The sequence below is a fragment of the Natronoglycomyces albus genome (assembly GCF_016925535.1).
GTDB lineage: Bacteria > Actinomycetota > Actinomycetes > Mycobacteriales > Micromonosporaceae > Natronoglycomyces > Natronoglycomyces albus.
On record NZ_CP070496.1, the window covers coordinates 2267784 to 2288260 of the forward strand.

A 20477-nucleotide genomic window follows, 5' to 3' on the forward strand; every position below is an offset into this window, starting at 1 on the left:
GCGAGGAGGCCGCTGCCTTCAGGCCGTCACCAGCTGGGAGGCCGCTAGGTCGGCATACATCGGAACGCTTCGCATGAGTTCTGCGTGAGTACCAACGGCCTGTATTTCTCCCGCGTCCATCACCACGATCTGTTTGGCTGCCACGACTGTGGACAATCGATGGGCGATGGCAATGACCGTGGTAGTCTTCGCCACCGACTGGATGACCTCACGCAGTTTGCCTTCATTGGTCGCGTCCAGCTGAGATGTCACCTCGTCCAATAGCAGCAACCGTGGTGAGCGCAGCAGTGCCCTGGCAATGGCGACCCTCTGTCGTTCCCCGCCCGACAACGCCACTCCTCTGTGTCCGACTTGGGTGTCCACACCCTCAGGCAGGTTGGCGACCATTTCCCCCAGGCGTGCTTCTTCCAAGGCTCGCCACAATTCCTCCGCCGAAGCGTGTGGTGCCCCAAGAAGTAGGTTGTCGCGCAAGCTTCCGGCCAACACCGGCGCGTCTTGTTCCACGTAGCCGATAGTGCCGCGCAGTCCCGCTAGCGGCCACTGTGCCACGTCCACCCCATCAATTCGAACGGTGCCCCGATCCGGGGAGTAAAAGCGCTCGATCAGTGAAAAGACCGTCGTCTTGCCTGAGCCCGAAGGGCCCACTAGCGCCGTCAGGCCTGGACCCGTACAGCTAAATGAGACTCCTTTGTGCACGGCGGGGAGGTTCGAATCGTATGCGAACCAGACATCGCGTAGCTCCACCGTGGCGGCCCGGCTGCTGGTGGGGAGCGTCGTGGAGGGAGCTTCAAACTGTTCCACGGGCAGGGAGTGAGTCGCCTCGATTCGCCGCATGGCCGCTAGTCCGGTCTGGAGCTGGGTTGCCGCGCTGGTCAGCATGTCGATCGGGTGCATTAGATAGACCAGCAACAGCATGAATCCGATCAGTTCCCCTATGCGCATCGCCCCGGTGGCGACCTGCGCCCCACCGAGGGCGAGAACTGCCAGGTAGGCCAGATTTAGTGGGGCCCATGTCAGCACGGTCGTCGAGGCTTGCCAGGCTACCGCCCGTACCCCGAATCGCCACGTTCGCGCATTGATGTCGCTGAAGCGTTGCCGCTCCATTGGCTCGGCTCCGTTGGCTTTGATCGTGCGCAGGTTCGACAGCATTCGTTCCACGGCCGCGCCCAAGTCCCCCAGGGCTGCCTGTGATTGTTCGAAGGCCGCGCCGACGCGAGGGAGGACCAGTTTCATCATGAGCGCGACGAACCCGACCATCGCCGCGGTTATGACGAATAGTCGCCAGTTGAACCAGGCGAGCAGTCCCAGACCGACTGCCAACAAGAGTCCATGGGTCACCAGGTTGGATATCGCGGCGGTGGCTACGGTGCGCAGGAGGGTGGTGTCGGCTGTCAGGCGTGAGACCACGTCGCCGGGTTTGAGGGTGTCCGCTGCTGGCACTCGCAGGCCGGACAAAGTCGTCAGGAGGCGTTGTCGCACGCCTCGCACGAGATTTTGCCCGGCGCGGTCAATGAGGTAGTAGCCTGCCGCTGAGATAACGGCTCCTGCGATCAAGACGGCGGCCAGCCATGCCAGAGCGACGGTTGAGACGGCTCCGTCTTGGAGCGACTCGATCAAGGCGGCAGCGATCAGCGGTTGCGACAGTGCGATCGTTCCACCGGCTAGCGACAGTATACTCCCGGCGACCAGGAGCCTCTTGTGTTCGCGGGCGTAAAACCACAGTTGCCGTAGTTTGGCGGGAGTCTCCTCCAAGCGTGCGCTCATCCGCTGGCTTCGCTTTCTGGGGCCGCTTTGGCCGCCATGTAGTCGGCTCGGCGCAGCAGGTGCGTCGCGACCGTTTCTCCACTGGCCCATTCAAGGTCGGCCATGTCCAGGCTGCTGGGGTTTTGGACGATGCGTCGAATCGCGGTCTCCAACTGCTTCCATATTTGACTAGGTCCGTCTTCGGGATCTGCGTATCCGATGAGCCGGTTGACCGCTAGGGCTTCGATGCGCCGAGTGAACGATTCGGGGTAGGTGGTTCGGTTTGATGTCATGCCCAGGACCGGGATGCGGTTCCAAACGAGGTCGCAGGTGACGGTTCCGTTGGCGTTGGCGAGGACGACGTCGGAGGCCGCGTAGTAGGTTTCGGGTGTGCCGGTGATACCGACCCAGGTGATGTCGTCGCGACGGTGGTAGGGCACGTCTCGGAATTTTTCTCCCAAGACGAAAAGGTGATGGCCGCGTGGCGTTTTTTCAAGCCAGGTGTCGACAGCCGCGGAGGCGATGAGTTGATTGTCCAGCGCTGCGGCGTAGCCTCCGACGGTGACTGTGGCGGCGAATTGGCGGGTGTCCAGGCTCAGTTGAGTGCGGGCTTGAGATCGGCTGATGGCGAAGTCGCTGACGACGGGTCCGAAATAGTTGATAGGTGTCGTGGTGTCGAAGGGTCCTGGGTGGGCTCGCCTGAAGTCGAGCATGATGATTTCCCCGGCATAGTTGAGCAGAGAGTCGTTCTCTGGTTGGCCCATTTCGGAGAACATCCAGTCGGTGAGCAAGATGGCTCGTCGTTTCCATTCTTTGACGCAGAAGGGGAGCGCCCATATGACTTCGTCTGTGATGACCAGATCGGGGCGTTCCCGTTGCTCAAGTAGCTTCCATAGGTGGCGTCCGGCGGCGGGGGTCATGTCTTCGTGGTCGCCAATGCCCATGTCGGTGAACGTCTCTCCATACAACTGGAAGTATTCGGAGGCGCTGCCCGAGGCCATGATGTCGATGTGGAGGTCTGGTCGAAGTCGGCGCATCGCGGCGATGATGCGTCGGTCGCGGGCGGCGTGTCCGAAGCCGTGTCCGCGGGCTAGGAACAGGATCTTCATTGATCGTTCTCCCTTGCGTCGGTTGGTGCGGCCGTCGAAGGCAAACCTCGGCTGGAAAGTTCTAGTTGCCCCAGGGCGGCGGCGAAGGGAGCGCATCCCCAGCCTTCGTTGTCGCCGGTAGTCCAACTGCGGACGGGAACTGGAGGAATGACCTGGCAGTGTGGACGTTCGTTGATCGCCGCGACGTGAGTTGCGGTGACGGTGCTTTGCCATCCTCCTGGAGGTAGCGCGGGAGCGACGATGACGGGAACGTTGGCGCAGTGGATAGTCAGCAGACTGGGGGAATCGGCCAGTCCAAGCGCCAACCTGGCTAGGTAGTGCAGTGTGGAGGGATAGACGAGGATTGCTTGGGCCCACTTGTTCCACGCGACATGCACAGCTGTGGTTGCGTCGTCATCCCATTGATCGATGTGAATTTCTTGCCCCGTGATGAGACTGAGCGCGGTTGGGGTGACGAACTGGCGCGCCGAGGGCGTCAGGATGACGGTAACGCTCAGGTCGGGGTAGGTCGTGCGGAGCCAAGAGAGGTCGGCGGGCAGATATGCGGCGCTGACTGACCCGGTGGCGATCACGAGAAGGCGCGAAAAGCTTAGCGGGGGCCACGAGGGGTCGGTCGACGTCACGGTCATCATGGACTTAGTTCGTCCTCCTCAGCTCGGGGCCCTACGGCGATTTCACCGATGGGGAGTTCGTCGACTGGCTGGCGGCCGGTTGCTTCGGCGAAAACGGCAGCATCTCCACTGCCGACCGGACAGCAGGCGAGCTTCATCGCCTCGGCGCTCAATTGCAAAGCCAGCATGATCACCCCGGCGTTCTTGAGGGTCAACGAATAGGCCAGGTCGCCGTATTTGGTAGCCAGCGCGGGATATCGGCTGGTGAGGGTGATGAGGATATGCGGCACTGCAACTTTTCTCAGTGCGCGATAGGAGTGGTCGATCAGCGCGACGATGTGTTCGGTGTCGGTGTTGAGGACAGTCAGCGCGTGGTCGTGGGGCCGATAGTGGTAGATGCCGGGTGCGAGGCCTTCGCAGCGGCGAACGGTTAGGTAGTACTCGATCTCATGTATGCCTCCGGCGGCTGGGACGGGGCGTTTGTTTGGGTTTTGGCCGTCCTCCTCGCTGCGGGCGCCGGTGACGCGATAGAGCAGTTCTGCGATGTTGCTCAAGGTCATGGGGGTTTGGCCGTAGGAGCGACGTGATTTACGGCTTTCCATGAGTGTGGCCAAGGATGGGTCGGTGAGTGCGCGCCTGTTGAGGTCAGGCTTGGGCAGTTCGATGATCGCCTTGGTTTCGGGCCCGGTGGGTTTGTTGTCCTCGCGGTCGGGCCCCGGTAGCCCTTCATCGTTGGGGTGGGAAAACTCTGGCTGGGTGGGACCGTAGAGGCTCAGGCCGTCCCGGCTGCGGCTGTGTGCCCAGGCGGTGGCGAATCCGTGGAACTGGTGTGGGGGCGTGTTTTCCTCTGACAGGTGGGTGTCACTGCTATGGGTGAGTATTCCCAAGGCCAGCATCATCTGTGCCAACTCTTTGACTGCGGTGGCTGACATGTCCGATGGTGCGCAGATGTGGTGAACTGGCGCGGGGGTGGCCCATTGTGCGAGGAGTCCCGCTAGCGCGGGTTGGTGTAGTTCGACGACTCCCCCGGTCACGGGGTTTTGCGCGACGAGATGTCGTCTCAAGCGACGGATGGCCGTAAAGCGCGACAGTTGTAGGTGAGGGCGCGAATCGTGGGTGGGTGGTTTCACCAGTTGTCCGATGCGAGTGGTCATCCGTCCCGTGGCGATCTCGGTGTCACCCTCGTTGACGAAGGTGACGACCAAGCCGTCGGCCAGGAGCCGCACGATAGTGGATCTGGTGTGCCCGAGGGGCTGCGCCGGGTCTCGCAACTCTTTTTCAACCTCGGAGAGTGCCCGTGGGACGCCGAGGTATTCGAGGGTTCTCCGAAAGAGTCCGTCTCGGTCACGGTAGCGGACGCATCCCGCGCGGTCGGATGTACACACGAGCCGACCGGTGTGGTCTGGGCTAAAGGCGAGGTCTGGGTCTCTACGCAATCTCATGTCCACCACGGTCTCTTTTCTCCGAAGTGGTATCCGATCCGGATCGCCTCTGTGGTCATTTCGAACAAAGGTCGGGCTAGTCGATCGAGTGTTTCAGTTGCCATGGCGGGAAACAGTACTGCTTGACCGATCGTCGTGAGTGCTCTGTGGACGATGGAGTGCTCGAGTACACTTTGCAATTGTTTTTCGGTCATTGGCAGCGGCCGGGCGGCGGCGGTCCCGTCCGGGTGTTGCAGTCGCACCGAATCGCGCCCCAGCGTGATTCCCATGGCGAAGGGCAGCAGCCACATGTGATCGATGAGGTCCGGAAGTTGCCGATAGCGTCGCCTCCAACCTCGCAGTGTCGCCTCGGCCAGCGCGGTGACCTGGGGGGCCTGATCTCCTAGCCACTCTTCAGTAAGGCAGATCTTCCAAGGTTGGTCGCATCCCTCCGGTGGCCGAATCGCGTAGAAGGGACGAGAGGCGAATTCGTCGGCCAGGAAGTGGGAGAAGGTGGGGAGTTGTTCGACTGTGGCGCGCAGTTCGGCTGGCATGTCGTCGACCACGTCGTCGGCGAAGCATACCGAATGGCGCGGCCCCTGATTCGCGTTGCCGGTGAGGCTGTCTTCGGGAACGTGTTCGACCAGGGTGGGGATGCGGCACAGTGGCGTTATCGCCCGGTCGTCGAGGAAGGCCCGCAATGCCACGTCATCGGCGCGATGCCATTCGCTGACGCGGCCGGCCGTGGCGGAGGCGAAGTCGCGAGCCAGGCCGCTGGGCATCACCAGGGCGACACATGGCACGTATTCGTCGAGCACTTCGGCCCAGGCGCCCCCGGCCATGGCGGCAAAGCGCAGGTGGTGGGCTGTCAGGGAGCTCCATTCGGTGAATAGTGACAGTGGGGTGGCCGGATACAGTTTGAGGATGGTGTGGAGTTTCTCGGCAAATCCGTCGCACAGTTTCGCATCGTCTTGCAGCACGAGGTGATGTGTGGCTTCCTCAGTTACGGCGGCCCAGGCTAGGGAGGCTGTACGCAAGGCTGAGGGTGTCTCCTCCGGTGCCGGATCGAGGATGATCGTCGCGTTGAGCTCCGGGTGCCGTTTAGAGAGTTCCCGGGCCCGATGAGCGCGGCTGGGGTGAGCCATGATGGCTACGGAGAGTCGGATGTTCACGTTGGCGTCCCTGCCTCAACTGTGGTGAGGTGAATGATGGCGTTCCCGCTGGGCCAGGCCCTAGTACGGTCGTTGCGGGTCACGCTGGGAAATTGTGGTCGCAGGGAATTAATCAGGCGGTGAGCGAGGATTCCGGCCGCCACGGTGCCGTGCCGCAGGTCGGACCAGTGGCGCGGGGCCGCTGAACCGATGCGGATGCGGAGTCCTGCGGGTTCGATAGGCGGTGTTTCAATGGGCGAACTTCCGTGTTCCCAGCTAGTGGTGCTGCCATCGCCATTCCAAAGCTCGACGTGGACCACCAGAGAAGCTAGCTGAGCGATCTGATCAACGCACTCGGAAATGGTCGCGAGTGGATGGTGACCCGGGGGCGTTTGAGCCGGGATGTGGCCTGCGGTGGTGTGGCCTTCGGGTAGCGCCATGGCCTCGTGGTAGGTCGCTCGTCGTTCTTTCAACGGCATTCGATCTCCTCATCGAAGCTCAGCACGGCGGCAATTTTTTCCCGGTCGGTAAACAGTTCCAGGTCTTGAGCTAGCTCAGCGGCGTCCACTGAGATCATTCGAGCCGTCGGCACCGCTGTAGCAACGCGATCGGCCGTCTCTCCGGCGTGTAGGAAGGCTCGCCGGATGCTCGCCTCAGCGTCAGCGGTCTGGAGCCGTCCTGGACAGGCCACCAGAGCCAGTGCCAGCGAGCCGCACTTGGTCGTCGGGCGTACTAGATCGGCGCGCGTAGCGATGAGGGCCGCCTCAGTTGGTGAGTAGCGGTAGATCGGGTATGGCAAGGTGGCCGCGCCCATCAGGTAGATATCGACGGCGGGGCTCGCTCGCGCGGTCTCCATTGCGGTGATCAGGGCAGGCGGCAGACCCGATTTGGCCAGTGGCAGCCGGGGGGAGGTGGCGAGGTCGCGATCGTTGATCTCGGGCGAGATTGTGGACGGAGATAGGTTTCGGTTGAGCCATTCCCATTGCGACAGTGTGTTCGCCTGTGAGTGGGTCGATTCGCTGCGGGTCACGTCGCAGGTGGGGCATTGGGGGTCGGGGACGACATCCCGGTGGCTAAAGGAGCCGGAGACGGGGTCCCACTGCCATAGGCGGTGGGGTGGGCGCGGTGGGTTGAACCCTGTGGCCATGGCGTGAACCTCGGCGATGGCTAGGGCACTCATGATGCCGATGTGGGCCGCTTGGGGGTTCGCCGAGGCAGGGCTTATGCCGCTGTGGCGAAAGCACGCTAGACACGTGGTCGCCGGTCCGGTGAAGACGGGCCCCAGGTGAAGTTGGCCGGTAGCAGCGACCCGCAAGAGGTCGATTTTGTTTCGTCTGGCGAACGCATAAGCGGCTGGCAGATGTTCTGCGACGTCACAGGCGATCACCAAGGCGTTGCTGGTCGCGGGTGGTTCGCCCAGGTCCGAAACCCGTCCCATTCCAGCCTTGATCGCGTCGGTTCTCAGCCGCGCGAAGATTTCGCTGGGCGCGGCTATGAAGAGCTCTTGTTTATTCAGGGCTTGCGCGACCGCGGTGGGGTGATCGTGGGCGCCTGTCACCGACAGATGACGCGCCACGAAGGCGGTGGCCGCGTCGGGACTGGCCTCACCTGGGCCGGTCACCAGTAGGCCTCGCTGCCGCAATGCATCCAGCAGGGTTGTCACGTGGTCAAGTGGGACGTCCAGCTGGCTGGCCAACTGGGCGGGCGAGGAGTGTCCGTCCAACAGAGGCAGCAGCGAGGCCAGGATAGCTGTCGAGGCGGCGCCGCTAATGCGGACCCGGCGGGGCCCGCCTTCTATCAGGATGAGGCCCGGTTCGGCCACGATGGCGAGGCCAGGTGCCAAGAGTGGATGGCGCGGCGTCATTGTGGCTCCTTTACAGGGGTCTCGATGGGCGCCGCCGCCGCGATCGCCTCGGCTAGGCGGGGGTCTCCCCACGCACTCGATTTTGGACAGTCGGGGCAATCCTGGCGTGCCGATACCTGGTAGGTCGACAACTGCGAGCTCATGAGGTCCAGCAGGTGCGTCGATCCCGGCATCGGCGCCGCGCATGCCATACGTATGAGAGATTCGGCCAAGCTCACGTGGTGCGGCAGATGTCCGTAGACGCCCAAGGTGTCATCGGCGCTATATGCGCGGCGCAATCTCAAGCGAAGCTGGCGGCCAGGATCGTGCTGATCACGGCGGAATTCGAAGCACGAATAGCAAGGGCCGTTAGTGGGGTCAATCCAGGGGCCAACGATGAGGCGTGGGTGCTCGACCATGACAGGCAGCCATGGGGTTCCCGCGGCGGCGGCACGACGGTTCCATTCGGCGCAATGGCCCGGTTCGGGTCTCCAGGAGACCAGGACGAGGGCCGATGCGTGGTCGGGTGGGTCCTCTACCGGGACGATTCGCGCTCCGAGGTCGCAAAGTTCTCGCGCGACATCGCGCCCGAACTCGCCGATCGCGCTCACGGCAAGCCGGTCTAGGCGAATGGCTGTGGCCATGAGTTCTGCTCCTTTTCTGACAGCGCGGGGTAACCCATGCGAGCACACGCTTCGGCTAGCCGCGGATGAGCGCGAAACTGACTGCGCGGATGCAGAGACATCGGCTGCAAATCGGGCACGATCACAGCCACCGCGCACAGACCCACTCGGCGGAGTTCCGCCGTGGTCAGGTCGGCGCAATAGGCGGCCATGTTAAGTTCCCGCAGCCGCGACAAGATTTGACGCAGAGCCGTTAGTGGGTCTTCGGGCAGGCCAGGGCCAGGTTCGATGACCAAACGTTGGTCTAGGCCGTCGGTGAGGAACTCGAATGCCACGCCTCGCTGTGGCTGCGCCATGTACCGAGCGCCGTCCATGATGTCGTTCCACGTGGCGTCCACTTGGTCGGGTGCGGTGGAGTGCAGGAGCTGCCGGATGGTGAAGACTTCGATGAGCGCCTTTTCAGCGGCCTCGGCTAGTGAGCGCCCGGTGCTCGCCCCGACGAGGTTGCGTCCTTGGCGGTCATGTGCGGACTGTTGGAGTACATAGACTGTGGGAACACCGATGTCGGTCGTAGCGTCGAATAGGTGGGTGGTGAGGAATCGCCGGCGTCCGGCTTCGAGTAGGTATCGCACATGGGCCGAATAGGCACTGTGGTGGACCGGAGGCAATGGTAGTTTCTCTAGCCAGGTCAAGGCGATGGCGTCGCGCTCGATGACTTCCATGAGCCCGCTCAAGAGCGCCCGAACGGGGTCGGAATGGACAGCGTGCCCGGTCGAAATCTGGAAGCAGATGCGTTCATTGGGTTCGGCATGAATGCCATATCCAGTCAGGACGGCGGGAAGCCAGGTCGGTTCATTCGTGTATAGGTCCACGCCACGCCGCCACCTGATTTGCGCTGCCGGATCGAAGGGGACGAAGGGATTATCAGGGTGGGCGTATTCGCTTGTGGTGCAACGAGCCAGCCTCGAATGGTCGAAGACCCTGCCGGGTAGATCTGAGGCCCGAGCGCGCACCAGCTCAGCGGTTGGGAACGAACCGGCGTAACGCTCATAGGCTTCGGCTATGGCGATGTGACGGGCCAACTGGGCATCGTCCAACAATCGGCCGGTTCCACTCAGGATGGTGTGACCATGCGTTTCGGTGACTCCATGGTGTCCAATATGGGTGTTGCCCGCGCGAGCGTGAGCCATGCGTACCCGATCCAGTCCGCGCCCAGCCAGACTGAATCGCACGTCGCTGACAACGCCGAGCGGATGAACGGATTGAGTCAAGGTGTGCATGAGGTCCTCGAATTAGGGCCAGAGGGCGCAGCCATTGGCTTGGGCGGGACCCAGCGGCGGCCTCGGCGGCCCACGTGGGCTTCGGTGGAGGCCCGGAGCTGGGACCCGGGCCCCACCACGACTGCCTTTTCTAACAGCCGCACCGGACGCTCGAAGCGCAACATCCGGAGATCGTGGAGACATCGGGGTCGTGCGGAGTCAGGTCGCCGGCGTTTTCCAATATGTCGGCCACGAGCGCGTCCCAGTCTCCGTTCGAGACGTCTTGGACATCAAGGTCGAGTTCTTCGTGCATGGCATGTGCGGACATATGCCCTCCAAACTGATAGGGGTGGGCGATCCGCAAAGGTGCTCGGGTTGCGGAGTCGGCCAGGGCCCAGTGCTCCGCGGTGCGGTCACACTCAAGCACGGATCAGCCCGTCTGCTCTATTATTAAGAAGTATTACTAATAATAGATGCGTAGACTTTACCACCAGGACAAATGCCGCACCCGCTTTCGGCGACATGAACGCGCAGCTCACCGCATGAATATTCACAAAACCAACCGATAACACCGCTACCATAAATGTGATCAACATCACTTTGGCAATGCGGGGGTTGACTCGCGCGAGGTCTCGCACCGCAGGTCTACAGTGGCCTGACCATATAGAACTCTGGAATGATCAGCGGAATGGGTCTTCCCTGTTCTCGGTCGTGCCCCAAGGATCATCCTCCAGCAACCACGAGTCGTAGGCGTCTTCGGAAGACTCCTCCTCTTCGGGCTCCGTCCTGGTTTGCCCCAACCTCGGTGGCGGAGGCGGTGGCGGGGCCATCGCCCGGACCTGCGGTGCAGCCCGATTCACCATCGCCCCACCAGATGGGCCCTGGGCACCGGCTCCCGCTGCGCCTCCTTGGCCGCCAGAGCCACCGCCGGAGGGCATGCCACCGCCAGACATCAACATGCCGCCATAAAGGCCGCCCTGTGTGTCACCTTCTCCCCCATGGAGCTGCCAATCAACACCACCATCCTCACCCACCGGCGCGGTAGGCGGAAAAATTGGAGCCATTCCCGCCGCACTTGCGCCAGGCACTAGACCCATGGAGCTCCCCCACTGGCCGGAGTCATCCAGGTCAGCACTGGCGCCACTGGGAATCATCGGCAGCATCTGACCGGAGCCACCCAATTCGTAGTTGGGAAGCCGGCCGCCCTGCCCCGCCGTCTCTTGGCCATAGGAGGGAGCGACAATTCCGGGAAAGGTTTCAGCCTCTCCCTGATAGGCAATATCCGGAAGCCGCCCTACCGTCATGCTGAAGGCAGGCCGCGTCAAACCAGTCTCGGTGTTGATCACTCGTTGACGAAGATCATCACCTACGGCCACATGGTGCTCATATATCTCCCAGCGCAACTCATCGATGAACTCACGCAACCACATTCCGGCATCCTTGCGTGCCTGCGCCTCGGCCGTAGTGAGATCCACACCATTGGCCTGGTAGAACATCATCTGTTCTTCAAGCGCCATATGCATCTCATTGACGAAAAGACTCGCCGCGCCCTCATCACCGATCGCCCAGGCCAGTGCCGCTTCAGGGGTGAACCTCTCACATTCCCCCTCATGCCACGGGACACGCGCGTGAATCGAAGCGCCTGAGGAAAGTTCCTGGTACCAAGCCGGGTCGATGTGAAAGTTCGGAATGGGGAACGGCACACCCTCTCCCGAGACTCCTTGCTGTGCGGCGATAATGTCCGAAGATTCACTCAAGGAATCATGCAGTCTGTGCGCGTTGTCGGCAATCGTGCGGGAAAAAACTGACAATTGATGGATGAGGTCTTGTAGTTCGTCATAGTCCTCCCCCGCATAGCCAAGCCCGAGCTCCTTGATTCCTGCCTCGATGTCACGCCGGATGGAGTCGACGTCGTCGGCAACGCACGTTTTCCATTCCGCTGCCAGTGGCAACAAGGCATGGATGTCCTCTGGGCGGACCGCGTCGAGCATCTTAAGGAATGTCGGGCTATCTGGAGTGGGGCGATACTGCCCATTCGGATGGAGGCTTCCTGATTGACCAGCATCCACCACCGCCGACATGAGGACTTGCCAGTCAAATTCATCTTGGGTCGAGCCCAGCCCACAACTGCATGGTGTTTGAGCCGAAACCACCTCCGAGGCCGCCATATTCTCCGAGCGTGGTACGTCGGAGAATGTGGGTCCCACTTCAGCCTCGGAGCCTTGGGCATTGTGCGTGGAGGAGAGGCTCTGTCCATGATCGGTCATTGGCATCCTGGGGTGGTCTCGTGCAGGTACAGACTTTGGAAATCTGACGAGCTGCTAGGGGCGATAGCGTGTCTCATCGTTCCCGTTGGGAATCGGCAGTTCGAAGTTCTTCGACATTGGCGGCCTCGGATTCGCTGTGGCGAGCCAACGCCTCGTCAAGCCCCGACCGCAGCCGCCCGAGAGTATTCTTCATACCTTGCAGATCATTCCAGACAATCTCGGCCGCCTGACGGTACTCACCAGCACGCGCGGCACCAGGGTCGGTCAGACCAAATGCCGGAGCATGCTGCAACCGTCCCGATCTCAACGACGAAATCGCGCCACTTTCAAGTTTCTGCTGGGATTCCTCTAGCAAGGTTTGAAAACGGGCAATCGCCGCAGGGTCAAGCTCTCGGTGTAGGCCGCTCATGGGAATCTCCAGGGCAATAGGTTAAGGCGGGTGGGCTAGGTTGATTGGGGGAGCCAGAAAAGGCTCCCCCAATCAACCTAGCGATATGGGTCGTCCTCTTCATCGGCCACTGCGAACACGTCTTCGTCTTCGCGCAGCCAGTCACTGTTCTTACTCTCGGAATCAGTGTTGTTGCCAGACCCAGCGCCGCCACCCATAGGCATCATCGCAGCGCCGCCTCCCATGCGGGAGCCACCGGAGCCGCCCGTCCCCGCAGCGCCTGAGGCCCCTGGGGTCCCTGCGACCACCCCTCCGACCGAGCCAGCTGCCCCCGTGCCAGCGGTGCCAGTGCCAAGTCCGCCGACGCCACTAGCAGGCGCACCGCTGCCTGAGGTGCCGGATGGCCCGGACGGAGGTGTGCCCCCATAAAGCCCACCGTCAAAACTAGGCTCATCAGGACGTTCAGGTCGGGGGCGTTCGGGGATTCTCCAGTCCGGTTCATCATCCCGCTCGTTGTCCCGCTCGTTGTCTGGTTTCTCGTCCGGTTCGGGTGGGCAAACTGGAAGCTCTGGATCCGGTCCTGGGTACCAAAAGACGCGCTCCTCCTCGTCGTCTTTTTCCTCTTCATCCACGCTTTCGTCGCGCTCTTTTTCCTCGTCGACAATGTCGTCTTCAGGCGGTGGCGGCGGATCGGGATCCTCTGTATCGTCTAGATCATCCCGATCGAGGTTCGGCGGGTCGAACGTCGGCGGATCGGGTTGACCCCCTGGGCCATCAGGGCCAATACCGCCTCCCCCACCTCCTCCACCTGGAGGAGCGGTAGGAAGGTTCCCCAGAGGACCGACCCCCTCAACCAGGTCAACCCCAATGCCCAGTTGGGCGGGGTTCGGTGGATTCCCAGGGGGTAGGGACAGCTCCATCTCATTGAGTTCACGAACGATGGACTCATGCAGTGTCCTGAGAACTTCCACCCTTTGCGTATGCCCGTCAATGAGCCTCTGTTCCATGTCCTTGATCATGGGTTCAAGCTTGTCGTGCATATCCTTATGGGCCCGATCTTGAGCTTCCTTTTGGGAACTGACTTGCCCGGACTCCAGCAAATAATTCTCATGTGCGGCCACCCAGTCTCGGTAGTCGCCAACGAATGTCTCAGCCTCCGTCGGATTACGAGTTGCCAGCGATATGGCTTCCACGGGTTCAAGAACTGAGCACGGACCGTCCCGCCACGCTGGTCGAACGTGGACTTTGACGTTGCTCAGGAAACGCGCGTCTTGGTATTCGGTCAGTGGAGGTGGGTATTTGGCTCCACTACAGGAGGTCTGCAAGTTATCGATGGCCTGAGCACGCCTACGCATGCTGTCAGCCATGCCGCTGGTCTTTTCCAGGATGTCATCGATATGGCGTACGATTTCACGCGCGTACTCGTCCAATCGATCGAAATCCTCGCCCACCCATTCTCCAGAGAGCTTCTTGAGGCCAGAGACGATGGTGTCACGGCATTCCCGCAAAGGAGCCGCGAAGTCATTCTTCCAATTGTCGGCGATGGGGAGGATCGCGTGTTGGGCGCCAGCACGGATGTGCGACTTGGCTCTAAGTACCGCACCGGGGTCTGGTTCGCCGACTTCCCCACTGGGGGCCGCGCAGTGATCTTCTGGTTCCACCACTACGGACATGGCCTGTTCCCACACCGGCTGGGTGGGATTGCACCCGAGGTTGCAATCACAACCCGCGGCCATACTGGTGTACGAGGGATCTGAGTACAAGGTGGCGTTATGTGGCTTCAAAGAGTAGTTCGGCGCGCTGGGGGTGCGGCCACCGTCGAAAATGGTGTTGCTCATATCAGGTACCAATCACGTGGTGGGCGCTACTATTCGAGGGCAGCCGAGAAGTTGGTCAGTTCGACCGTATTGGCCTCTTCGGCTTCGGCTTCAGCGGCGACCGCCTCATCGATGGAGTCGGCCAGCGCTGACAGGTTGTCCAACAGTGTTTGCATGTCGGTGACAACAGTGCGGTATGCGCTTTCATATTTTTGTTCATTGACCTGGGCGATTTCGGGAACGCCAAAGGCTGGCATAAAGGACAGGACTCCGCTATGCAGGTTGGTCATTGAAGTTGCGTCGAGGTCAGATGCGGCCTGTTTGAGGTCGTTGCTGAAGTCTATGGCTGCGTCGGGGTCGAATGATCTGTCGCCAGCTGTCATGGGTTGCCTCCGGCTATAGATGTTGAGGGGTGTCAATACCTGAAATTGTTACGCGCATTACTACGATACAAGGGGTTCACCAATGGGCCTCCGGCTTGCAGACCGTGAGTTCTTACTGCTCCATGGCCCCCTTGGGCTTGTCATCGTCACGGGGGTTTTCCTGACACGGCCCGCCTACACGCAGAGGATGGATATGCCACCGGTAGTGAGCGATCGAGCACTGAATCGGGCGCTGTTGCAGCGCCAATGGCTGCTTGAAAAGGTCGATGCCACCGCCGAGAATGCCGTCGACCATCTCATTGGACTACAGGCGCAACTGGGAGACCCTCCCTACTACCAGTTGTGGAGTCGGCTGCGCGAGTTTTCTCCGCAGGATCTGTCATCGCTATTGCTGGAGCGGAAGGTAGTCCGCATCGTGACGATGCGAGGGACGATTCATCTGGTGAGGGCGGCCGACTGTTTTCCTTTGCGAGATCTAACCCAGGTCATTATGGATCGTGAGGTGGCCTCGGGTTCACGTAAGCAGGTGGTGGAACAAGTTAATCCCACGCTCATCGCAAGGGAGGGGCAACGGATCCTCCGAGGTGGCCCGCGCTCGAGTGTGGAAATCGGTGAGCGTTTGGCTCAGAGATGGCCGGCTTTTCGACCCAATCACTTGGTCTCGGTACTACGCAACGTGCTTCCGCTGGTGCAAACTCCTCCGCGCGGCGTGTGGGGACAAGGTGGCGCGCTCACCTATGCGCACGCTGCGCAGTGGCTGGGGATGAAGGCACAAGCTGTAGCCGATCCGCAGGGCACGATAAGGCGGTATTTGCGCGCGTTCGGCCCGGCCACGGTGTTGGACTATCAAAAATGGTGTGGATTGTCCAAACAAAGAGAGCATTTCGAGCGCCTGCGCCCCCAGCTGATCACATACACCGATGCGGTCGGCAAGGAGCTGTTTGATATTCCAAACGCTCCGGTGCCAGCGGAGGACATGGAGGTTCCCCTTATCAAAATCATTGGACCGTTTGACAATCTTGTCTTGTCTCATGCCCGGCGAGATCGGATTATGGACCAGCGGGCTTGGGAACGCTTGGCGACCCCGAATGGCCAGTTTCCAGGGATGTTCCTGCGTGATGGAATGTTGGCGGGCGTGTGGTTTATCGATCGCAAGAATACGGCGGCAACCATCCGGTTCGAACTTTTTCACAACCTTTCGACGTATGAGAGGGACCTGCTGGAGCACGAAGGTGAAGAGCTGTTGCGGTTTGCGGCACCAGATTCCCAACAGCGTCATGTCACCTTCGTGCCAGATGGGTCCTTATCGGGCCCGGGGCCCTATTCGCATCGCCATTCGACGCCATGGGTCAGGCCGTCAGCTTCAGTGCTGGTCAGGGCGAACCCAACGACGCTGCGGCCACTGATTCCGGTGACAGTTGACCCGATCTCATCGGGCTGGGCTAGACCTGGCAAATCGAAGACGCCATCGTCGGTTTGCAGGATGGCATGGGTGGGCGTATTTCCCACTGTCCAGCCATTGGCGTTGATGTGGGAGACGTTGGAGTGAGCAAGAATTTCGTATTCGCCGGTCTCGGAGCGCCAGCGCAGGCCTTGATGTTCTAGCGTTCCATCATCGCCGAAGATGTGCGCTGAGCCGACGATCCAGCCGTTACTGATATCGAAGGCAAAACTATCCATTGTGCCCTCAACATGGTCGATGTCGAGGATGTCACCGTCGTCGTTGGCGCTTTTCCACAGGTAGGCGACGTCGCCGCCTCCAGCGTGAGGAAAGACATGACCGACAATGGTGCCATCTTCGTCAATGCCACGCCCCATGCCAAACGAATGGCCTTCGGGCAGAGCCAGCACTTGGGGTTCTGCCTCGGGATATTCCCAGTAAATGGGTACGGCTCCGGAGCCATCGTGCCGATAGCCAACGACCTCACCTGCGTCGTTGATGTCCATTGCGTAGCCCTCGCCATAGAGTTTCATGCTGATGACTTCGCCGTCCACATAGGCGATGGGGACGGCTTGGCCGTCTTTGGTGACAGTTCCTACGGCGTCGCCGTGGGCGTTGATCGAGTTCAACCAGGGTTCTTCTCCAGGGGTGTCGATGACGGTTATGCCATCGTCGTGCCACATGATCGCGCTCACTGGCGCGGTAGCCTCGGCTGGGTAGGCACGTCCACCGATATAAGTACCGGTGGGATCGACCGAGACGGTGACGGTCCATTCGTAGCCAGCCGGGACCGGAAGTTGCCTGACTTCGCAGTCGATGACGGCGGTTTCGCTACTTGCGGGAGAGGCGGTGGTGTCCTGCGCTATGGCGGGGCTTGAAATGGCCACCGTGGCGGCTCCCATGATGAGCGCGCTGCCTCCGGCTAGGAGACTGCGCGTCGTTGCCGTATAGGGTTTCAGGCTCACGTTACGGATCCCTTCGCATACAACGTTGGGCGAATTCTTTGCTCTGGGGTGCGAAAACCGCACATGAATATGACCTCTCGACTGTCCATTGAGGTTGCATATGTCGTTGGTTTTGCGCAGAACAAGGGCCCTAGCGATGGAAGACATCGCTAGGGCCCTTCCCCGTTTCCCTTAGGTTTAACTCGGTTAGTCGCGCGGAGGTAGCGGCGCGACCCGCAAGTCGGGTTTCGCAGTGAGCTCCGGACGAGTCGCCGGGCTCTCCTCTAGTTCGGCCACCGCCTGCGCGATCGCTGCCTCCAGCTGCGGATCGGTGCCCTTGGCGAAGTCCTGCGGTGCGAATTCGACCTCGATGTCAGGGTCGACCCCGTAGTTCTCAATGCCCCAACCGATTCCATTGAAGTGAGATGCCGCTTCGGGCTGTGTGACCAAAGTGTTGTCCGCCAAGAAGAAACGGACGTTGATGCCCACGACACCGCCCCAGGTCCGCTTACCGATGAGCGTTCCAATCCCGCGTGATTTGAAGGTCTGACTGACAATGTCGCCGTCTGAACCCGCGTATTCGTTGGTGATGCCGATGGCCGGGCCTCGCAAGGCATAGTTAGGTTGCGAGAACGGCTTGCCGTGCGGGGTGGCGAAGTATCCGATGCGAGGCCGGGAGAGGACATCGAGCAGCAGTTGGGATACATGGCCGCCGCCGTTAAAGCGGAGGTCCACGATCATCGCTTCCCGGGAGCACTCGGAGAGGAAACCACGGTGGAATTCGGAGTAACCATCGGCCATCATGTCGGGAATGTGGACATAACCAATGCGCCCGTTGGTGGCCTGGTGGACTGCGGCCCGGTTCGCTTCGACCCAGTCGCGGTAGCGGACGCCCGCCTCGTTGGCCAGCGGCGTGACGGTGACGGTCCGCGCCGGTGAGCCCGGCGTGCGGACGGTCAGCCGCACTTCCTGCCCGGCCAGGTTCACGAGTCGTTCGTTCACCGAAGTGTGTTCGTCAACCGGCATTCCATTGACGGCCAGGATTTCGTCCCCGTCGGCCACGTTGACGCCCGGCAGGTTGAGCGGAGAGGTCGCGGCTGGTCGCCACCTGTCGCCTTGGGCGATATTGCTGACTCGGTACGTCCCCGTGGCTGCGTCGAAGTCAAGATCCGCGGCCAAGTGCCCAATCCCGTAGTGGTCGGGGCCATGGTAGTCCCCCAGCATTTCGTAAGCGTGCGAGGTGCCTAGCTCGCCGTGCATTTCCCAAATGAGGTCGGAGAACTCACTGCGGCTACAGACGCGGTGGGCCAAGGGAGCGTAGCGGTCGAAGACCGCCGGCCAGTCCAGGCCACCGAGATCCTGATTCCAAAAGTGGTCACGCTGGAGACGCCAAGCTTCGGCGAACATTTGCGGCCATTCGCTGGCGGGCTGTACCGAAACCTTGACGCGGCCAAGGTCGACCCAACCGCTCTCGCGGCCCGCCGCGTCGCCTTCGGGCACTTTTTCGGTGGCTTTGACTACTCGCAGGCGATTTCCGGCCCGGTATAGAAGGGTGGAGGCGTCGGCGCTCAACCACGCGTCAGTCACTCCGTCGGCGACCTTCTCGACCTTGCCGGTAGCGGTGTCGACGCTGTGCAAAGTCGAGTCTGACGCTACACCTGCGGACATCAACGCGCTGCTGTCAGTAGGTTTGACGGCGTTGGACAGCGCTAGGACCTTTCCCTTGACGCCGAAGAGCTTCTCGTACTGCCCAGCTTCCAAGGGAACGGGTACGACGCGATCGGCAAGGCCGTCCACATCGACGCGCACGGTTACCTCCGCGTCCTCCTCTTCACCCAGTTCAGACTTTTCCTCCCGGTTGGAGAACGGGGCGGGCGTGGACTTTTGCAGTACCACCGCATAGGGCTTGGTACCCCACATGAAGCTCATGTTGAAGTCAAGACTGTCGTAGCTGGCTTGAAATTCGCGCCGGCCAACAAAGTAAAGGTATTTGCCTTCGGCATCGAAGGTGGGCCGGTGCTCGACAAACACGTTGCGGGCGGCGAGCGTCGTCTCCCCGGTGGCCAGTTCGCACAGGTGCACGGTTTGCCCAGCGACGAGTTCAGTGCCGTCAAAGGACTCACACGATCGTGAGTAGGCAACCCACGCGCCATCGGGTGAGACTGCCAGGTCCGCAATCGCCGCGGCTTCGGATGAGTCCAAGACGGTGATGGTGCCGCTGGCGTCTTCCAGATCGAGCAGCATGAGTTCGCCCCGGTGGTTATTCATGACAACCTTCGCCGCGTTCGGGAGGGCGACGATCTCGGTGGGGCGACCAAAATCGGCAAACGGCAGTTTGCGAGGCGCAGTAATCCCGTCAGTGAAAAGCTCCACCAGGTATTCACCAGTGTCGGCGGCGGAGGCGACCGCCAGCACAGACGCACCCCCGGCCAAGGTAGTCGGCAGACGGTACGCGGTTCCATCGACCTCACCTAGCTGGGTGACCGGACCATCCCAGGGTCGCAGGTTGAACAGTTTGCCACGCGAATTGAGCACGACTTCGCTACCGTCATGGGAGATGGTGGCCGCGTGCAGGTACTTCATCGGGTCGACAAACCGTCGGCTCTTGCGGTTACTGGTCGCCGCGATGGTGACGTCAACCTTTCGGGTTTGCGACCCTGGCTCGAGAACGTACAGGTCACCACCCGCGTGATAGGCCAACCTGCGGCCGTCCGAGGCGAGACCGCGAGCGTAGAAGTCGTCGTGGTCGGTGTGGCGTTGTATGCGCGAGCCGTCTTTGTCGCACGAGTAGACGTTGGCATACCCCTCGAAGTCGGACAAGAAGTATAGGCGGCCATCGATCAAGTGTGGGTCTTCGATGTATCCGCTCAATTCGTTCATACGCCGATAGCTGCCACTGCCGTCGACGTCGATCCACAAGTGCCCGGCGGTACCGCCCCGGTAACGCTTGCGATGGGCCGCAGGAGTCTTGGGGTTCACTCGCGAAATGACAGAAGTACCGGTCGCGTCCTCGACGAATCCATGCACGTAACCAAGGTCGCGCTTGATTGGCTGGCCACCGACTTCCACTTCCCACAGGTTGAAGGAGGGCCTGTGTGGAGAGAAGGCGTTGGAGGCATAGCGGATCGTTTGGCCGCTGAGATCCCAGCCGACCCATATGATCGTTCCGCCTTGGTAGGTCTGCCTGGACGACAAGCCCCCGTCGGTGGCGACCACATAAATGTCGCTCTCACCTTCTTCGTGGCCTACATAGGCGATACGAGTTCCGTCCGGGGAGATGGCAATGTGGGTGACACGGCCTTTTCCCGCGGTGATCCGGCGGGCGGTGCCGCCGGAGGCTGGCACTGTCCAGATGTCGTCTTCGGCAACGAATGCCAGGGTGTCGCCGCAAATGGCGGTGAACCGGGGGTACGCGGTCATAACTGACGCCTCCTGATTAGATCTGAAGATATATTTTCACACTATCTCGATTATCCA

General features: G+C 61.2%; 16 protein-coding genes and 1 pseudogene. 1 reads left to right on the forward strand and 16 read right to left on the reverse strand.

Annotated features, from left to right (window positions below; genetic code table 11):
- Positions 1-18 precede the first annotated feature (18 nt).
- The 14 genes from JQS30_RS09620 to JQS30_RS09685 all read right to left on the reverse strand — a co-directional run bounded on the left by JQS30_RS09620 (position 19) and on the right by JQS30_RS09685 (position 14615).
- Entirely contained in the window at positions 19-1764 is a 1746-nt protein-coding gene (locus tag JQS30_RS09620) for an ABC transporter ATP-binding protein (RefSeq protein WP_213170073.1), read from the reverse strand.
- A complete protein-coding gene (locus JQS30_RS09625) occupies positions 1761-2852 on the reverse strand; it encodes a hypothetical protein (protein ID WP_213170074.1) in 1092 nt (363 codons plus the stop codon). The genes JQS30_RS09620 and JQS30_RS09625 overlap by 4 nt, the downstream gene beginning before the upstream one ends.
- Positions 2849-3484: a flavoprotein gene (locus tag JQS30_RS09630; RefSeq protein WP_213170075.1), complete on the reverse strand. Its 636-nt coding sequence runs from the start codon at positions 3482-3484 to the stop codon at positions 2849-2851. Before JQS30_RS09630 ends, JQS30_RS09625 begins: the two co-directional genes overlap by 4 nt.
- Positions 3481-4905 (reverse strand): SagB family peptide dehydrogenase, encoded by a 1425-nt coding sequence (locus JQS30_RS09635; RefSeq protein WP_213170076.1) that lies wholly within the window; start codon positions 4903-4905, stop codon positions 3481-3483. The genes JQS30_RS09630 and JQS30_RS09635 overlap by 4 nt, the downstream gene beginning before the upstream one ends.
- Complete coding sequence (locus tag JQS30_RS09640; RefSeq protein WP_213170077.1) at positions 4902-6056, reverse strand: hypothetical protein; 1155 nt, start codon at positions 6054-6056, stop codon at positions 4902-4904. The genes JQS30_RS09635 and JQS30_RS09640 overlap by 4 nt, the downstream gene beginning before the upstream one ends.
- Positions 6053-6514 (reverse strand): hypothetical protein, encoded by a 462-nt coding sequence (locus JQS30_RS09645; protein ID WP_213170078.1) that lies wholly within the window; start codon positions 6512-6514, stop codon positions 6053-6055. Before JQS30_RS09645 ends, JQS30_RS09640 begins: the two co-directional genes overlap by 4 nt.
- A complete protein-coding gene (locus tag JQS30_RS09650) occupies positions 6505-7899 on the reverse strand; it encodes a hypothetical protein (protein ID WP_213170079.1) in 1395 nt (464 codons plus the stop codon). The genes JQS30_RS09645 and JQS30_RS09650 overlap by 10 nt, the downstream gene beginning before the upstream one ends.
- On the reverse strand, positions 7896-8522 hold the full coding sequence (locus JQS30_RS09655) for a TOMM precursor leader peptide-binding protein (protein ID WP_213170080.1): 627 nt from the start codon (positions 8520-8522) through the stop codon (positions 7896-7898). The genes JQS30_RS09650 and JQS30_RS09655 overlap by 4 nt, the downstream gene beginning before the upstream one ends.
- Positions 8501-9781 carry a YcaO-like family protein gene (locus JQS30_RS09660; protein WP_213170081.1) on the reverse strand — a complete coding sequence of 427 codons (1281 nt, stop codon included), beginning with the start codon at positions 9779-9781 and terminating at the stop codon, positions 8501-8503. The genes JQS30_RS09655 and JQS30_RS09660 overlap by 22 nt, the downstream gene beginning before the upstream one ends.
- 130 nt (positions 9782-9911) lie before the next feature.
- Complete coding sequence (locus tag JQS30_RS09665) at positions 9912-10088, reverse strand: hypothetical protein (protein ID WP_213170082.1); 177 nt, start codon at positions 10086-10088, stop codon at positions 9912-9914.
- A 352-nt stretch (positions 10089-10440) separates the two neighbouring features.
- Positions 10441-12027, reverse strand: coding sequence for a hypothetical protein (locus JQS30_RS09670; RefSeq protein ID WP_213170083.1), 1587 nt, complete (start codon positions 12025-12027; stop codon positions 10441-10443).
- 73 nt (positions 12028-12100) lie between these two features.
- Positions 12101-12436, reverse strand: coding sequence for a hypothetical protein (locus JQS30_RS09675; RefSeq protein ID WP_213170084.1), 336 nt, complete (start codon positions 12434-12436; stop codon positions 12101-12103).
- Positions 12437-12513: 77 nt separating this feature from the next.
- Complete coding sequence (locus JQS30_RS09680) at positions 12514-14253, reverse strand: hypothetical protein (RefSeq protein ID WP_213170085.1); 1740 nt, start codon at positions 14251-14253, stop codon at positions 12514-12516.
- Positions 14254-14282: 29 nt separating this feature from the next.
- Positions 14283-14615 (reverse strand): hypothetical protein, encoded by a 333-nt coding sequence (locus tag JQS30_RS09685; protein ID WP_213170086.1) that lies wholly within the window; start codon positions 14613-14615, stop codon positions 14283-14285.
- A gap of 193 nt (positions 14616-14808) precedes the next feature.
- On the opposite strand from JQS30_RS09685, the pseudogene JQS30_RS17830 reads away from it, so the two are divergent.
- Positions 14809-15807 (forward strand): annotated as a pseudogene (locus tag JQS30_RS17830) (winged helix DNA-binding domain-containing protein); the annotation flags it as partial.
- 128 nt (positions 15808-15935) lie between these two features.
- Here the strand turns inward: JQS30_RS17830 and JQS30_RS17345 are convergent.
- Both JQS30_RS17345 and JQS30_RS09695 read right to left on the reverse strand, forming a co-directional pair.
- Positions 15936-17021, reverse strand: a complete 1086-nt coding sequence (locus JQS30_RS17345) for a hypothetical protein (protein ID WP_246497847.1) — start codon at positions 17019-17021, stop codon at positions 15936-15938.
- Positions 17022-17207: 186 nt separating this feature from the next.
- A complete protein-coding gene (locus JQS30_RS09695; RefSeq protein WP_213170088.1) occupies positions 17208-20420 on the reverse strand; it encodes a S41 family peptidase in 3213 nt (1070 codons plus the stop codon).
- Between the last annotated feature and the right edge of the window lie 57 nt (positions 20421-20477).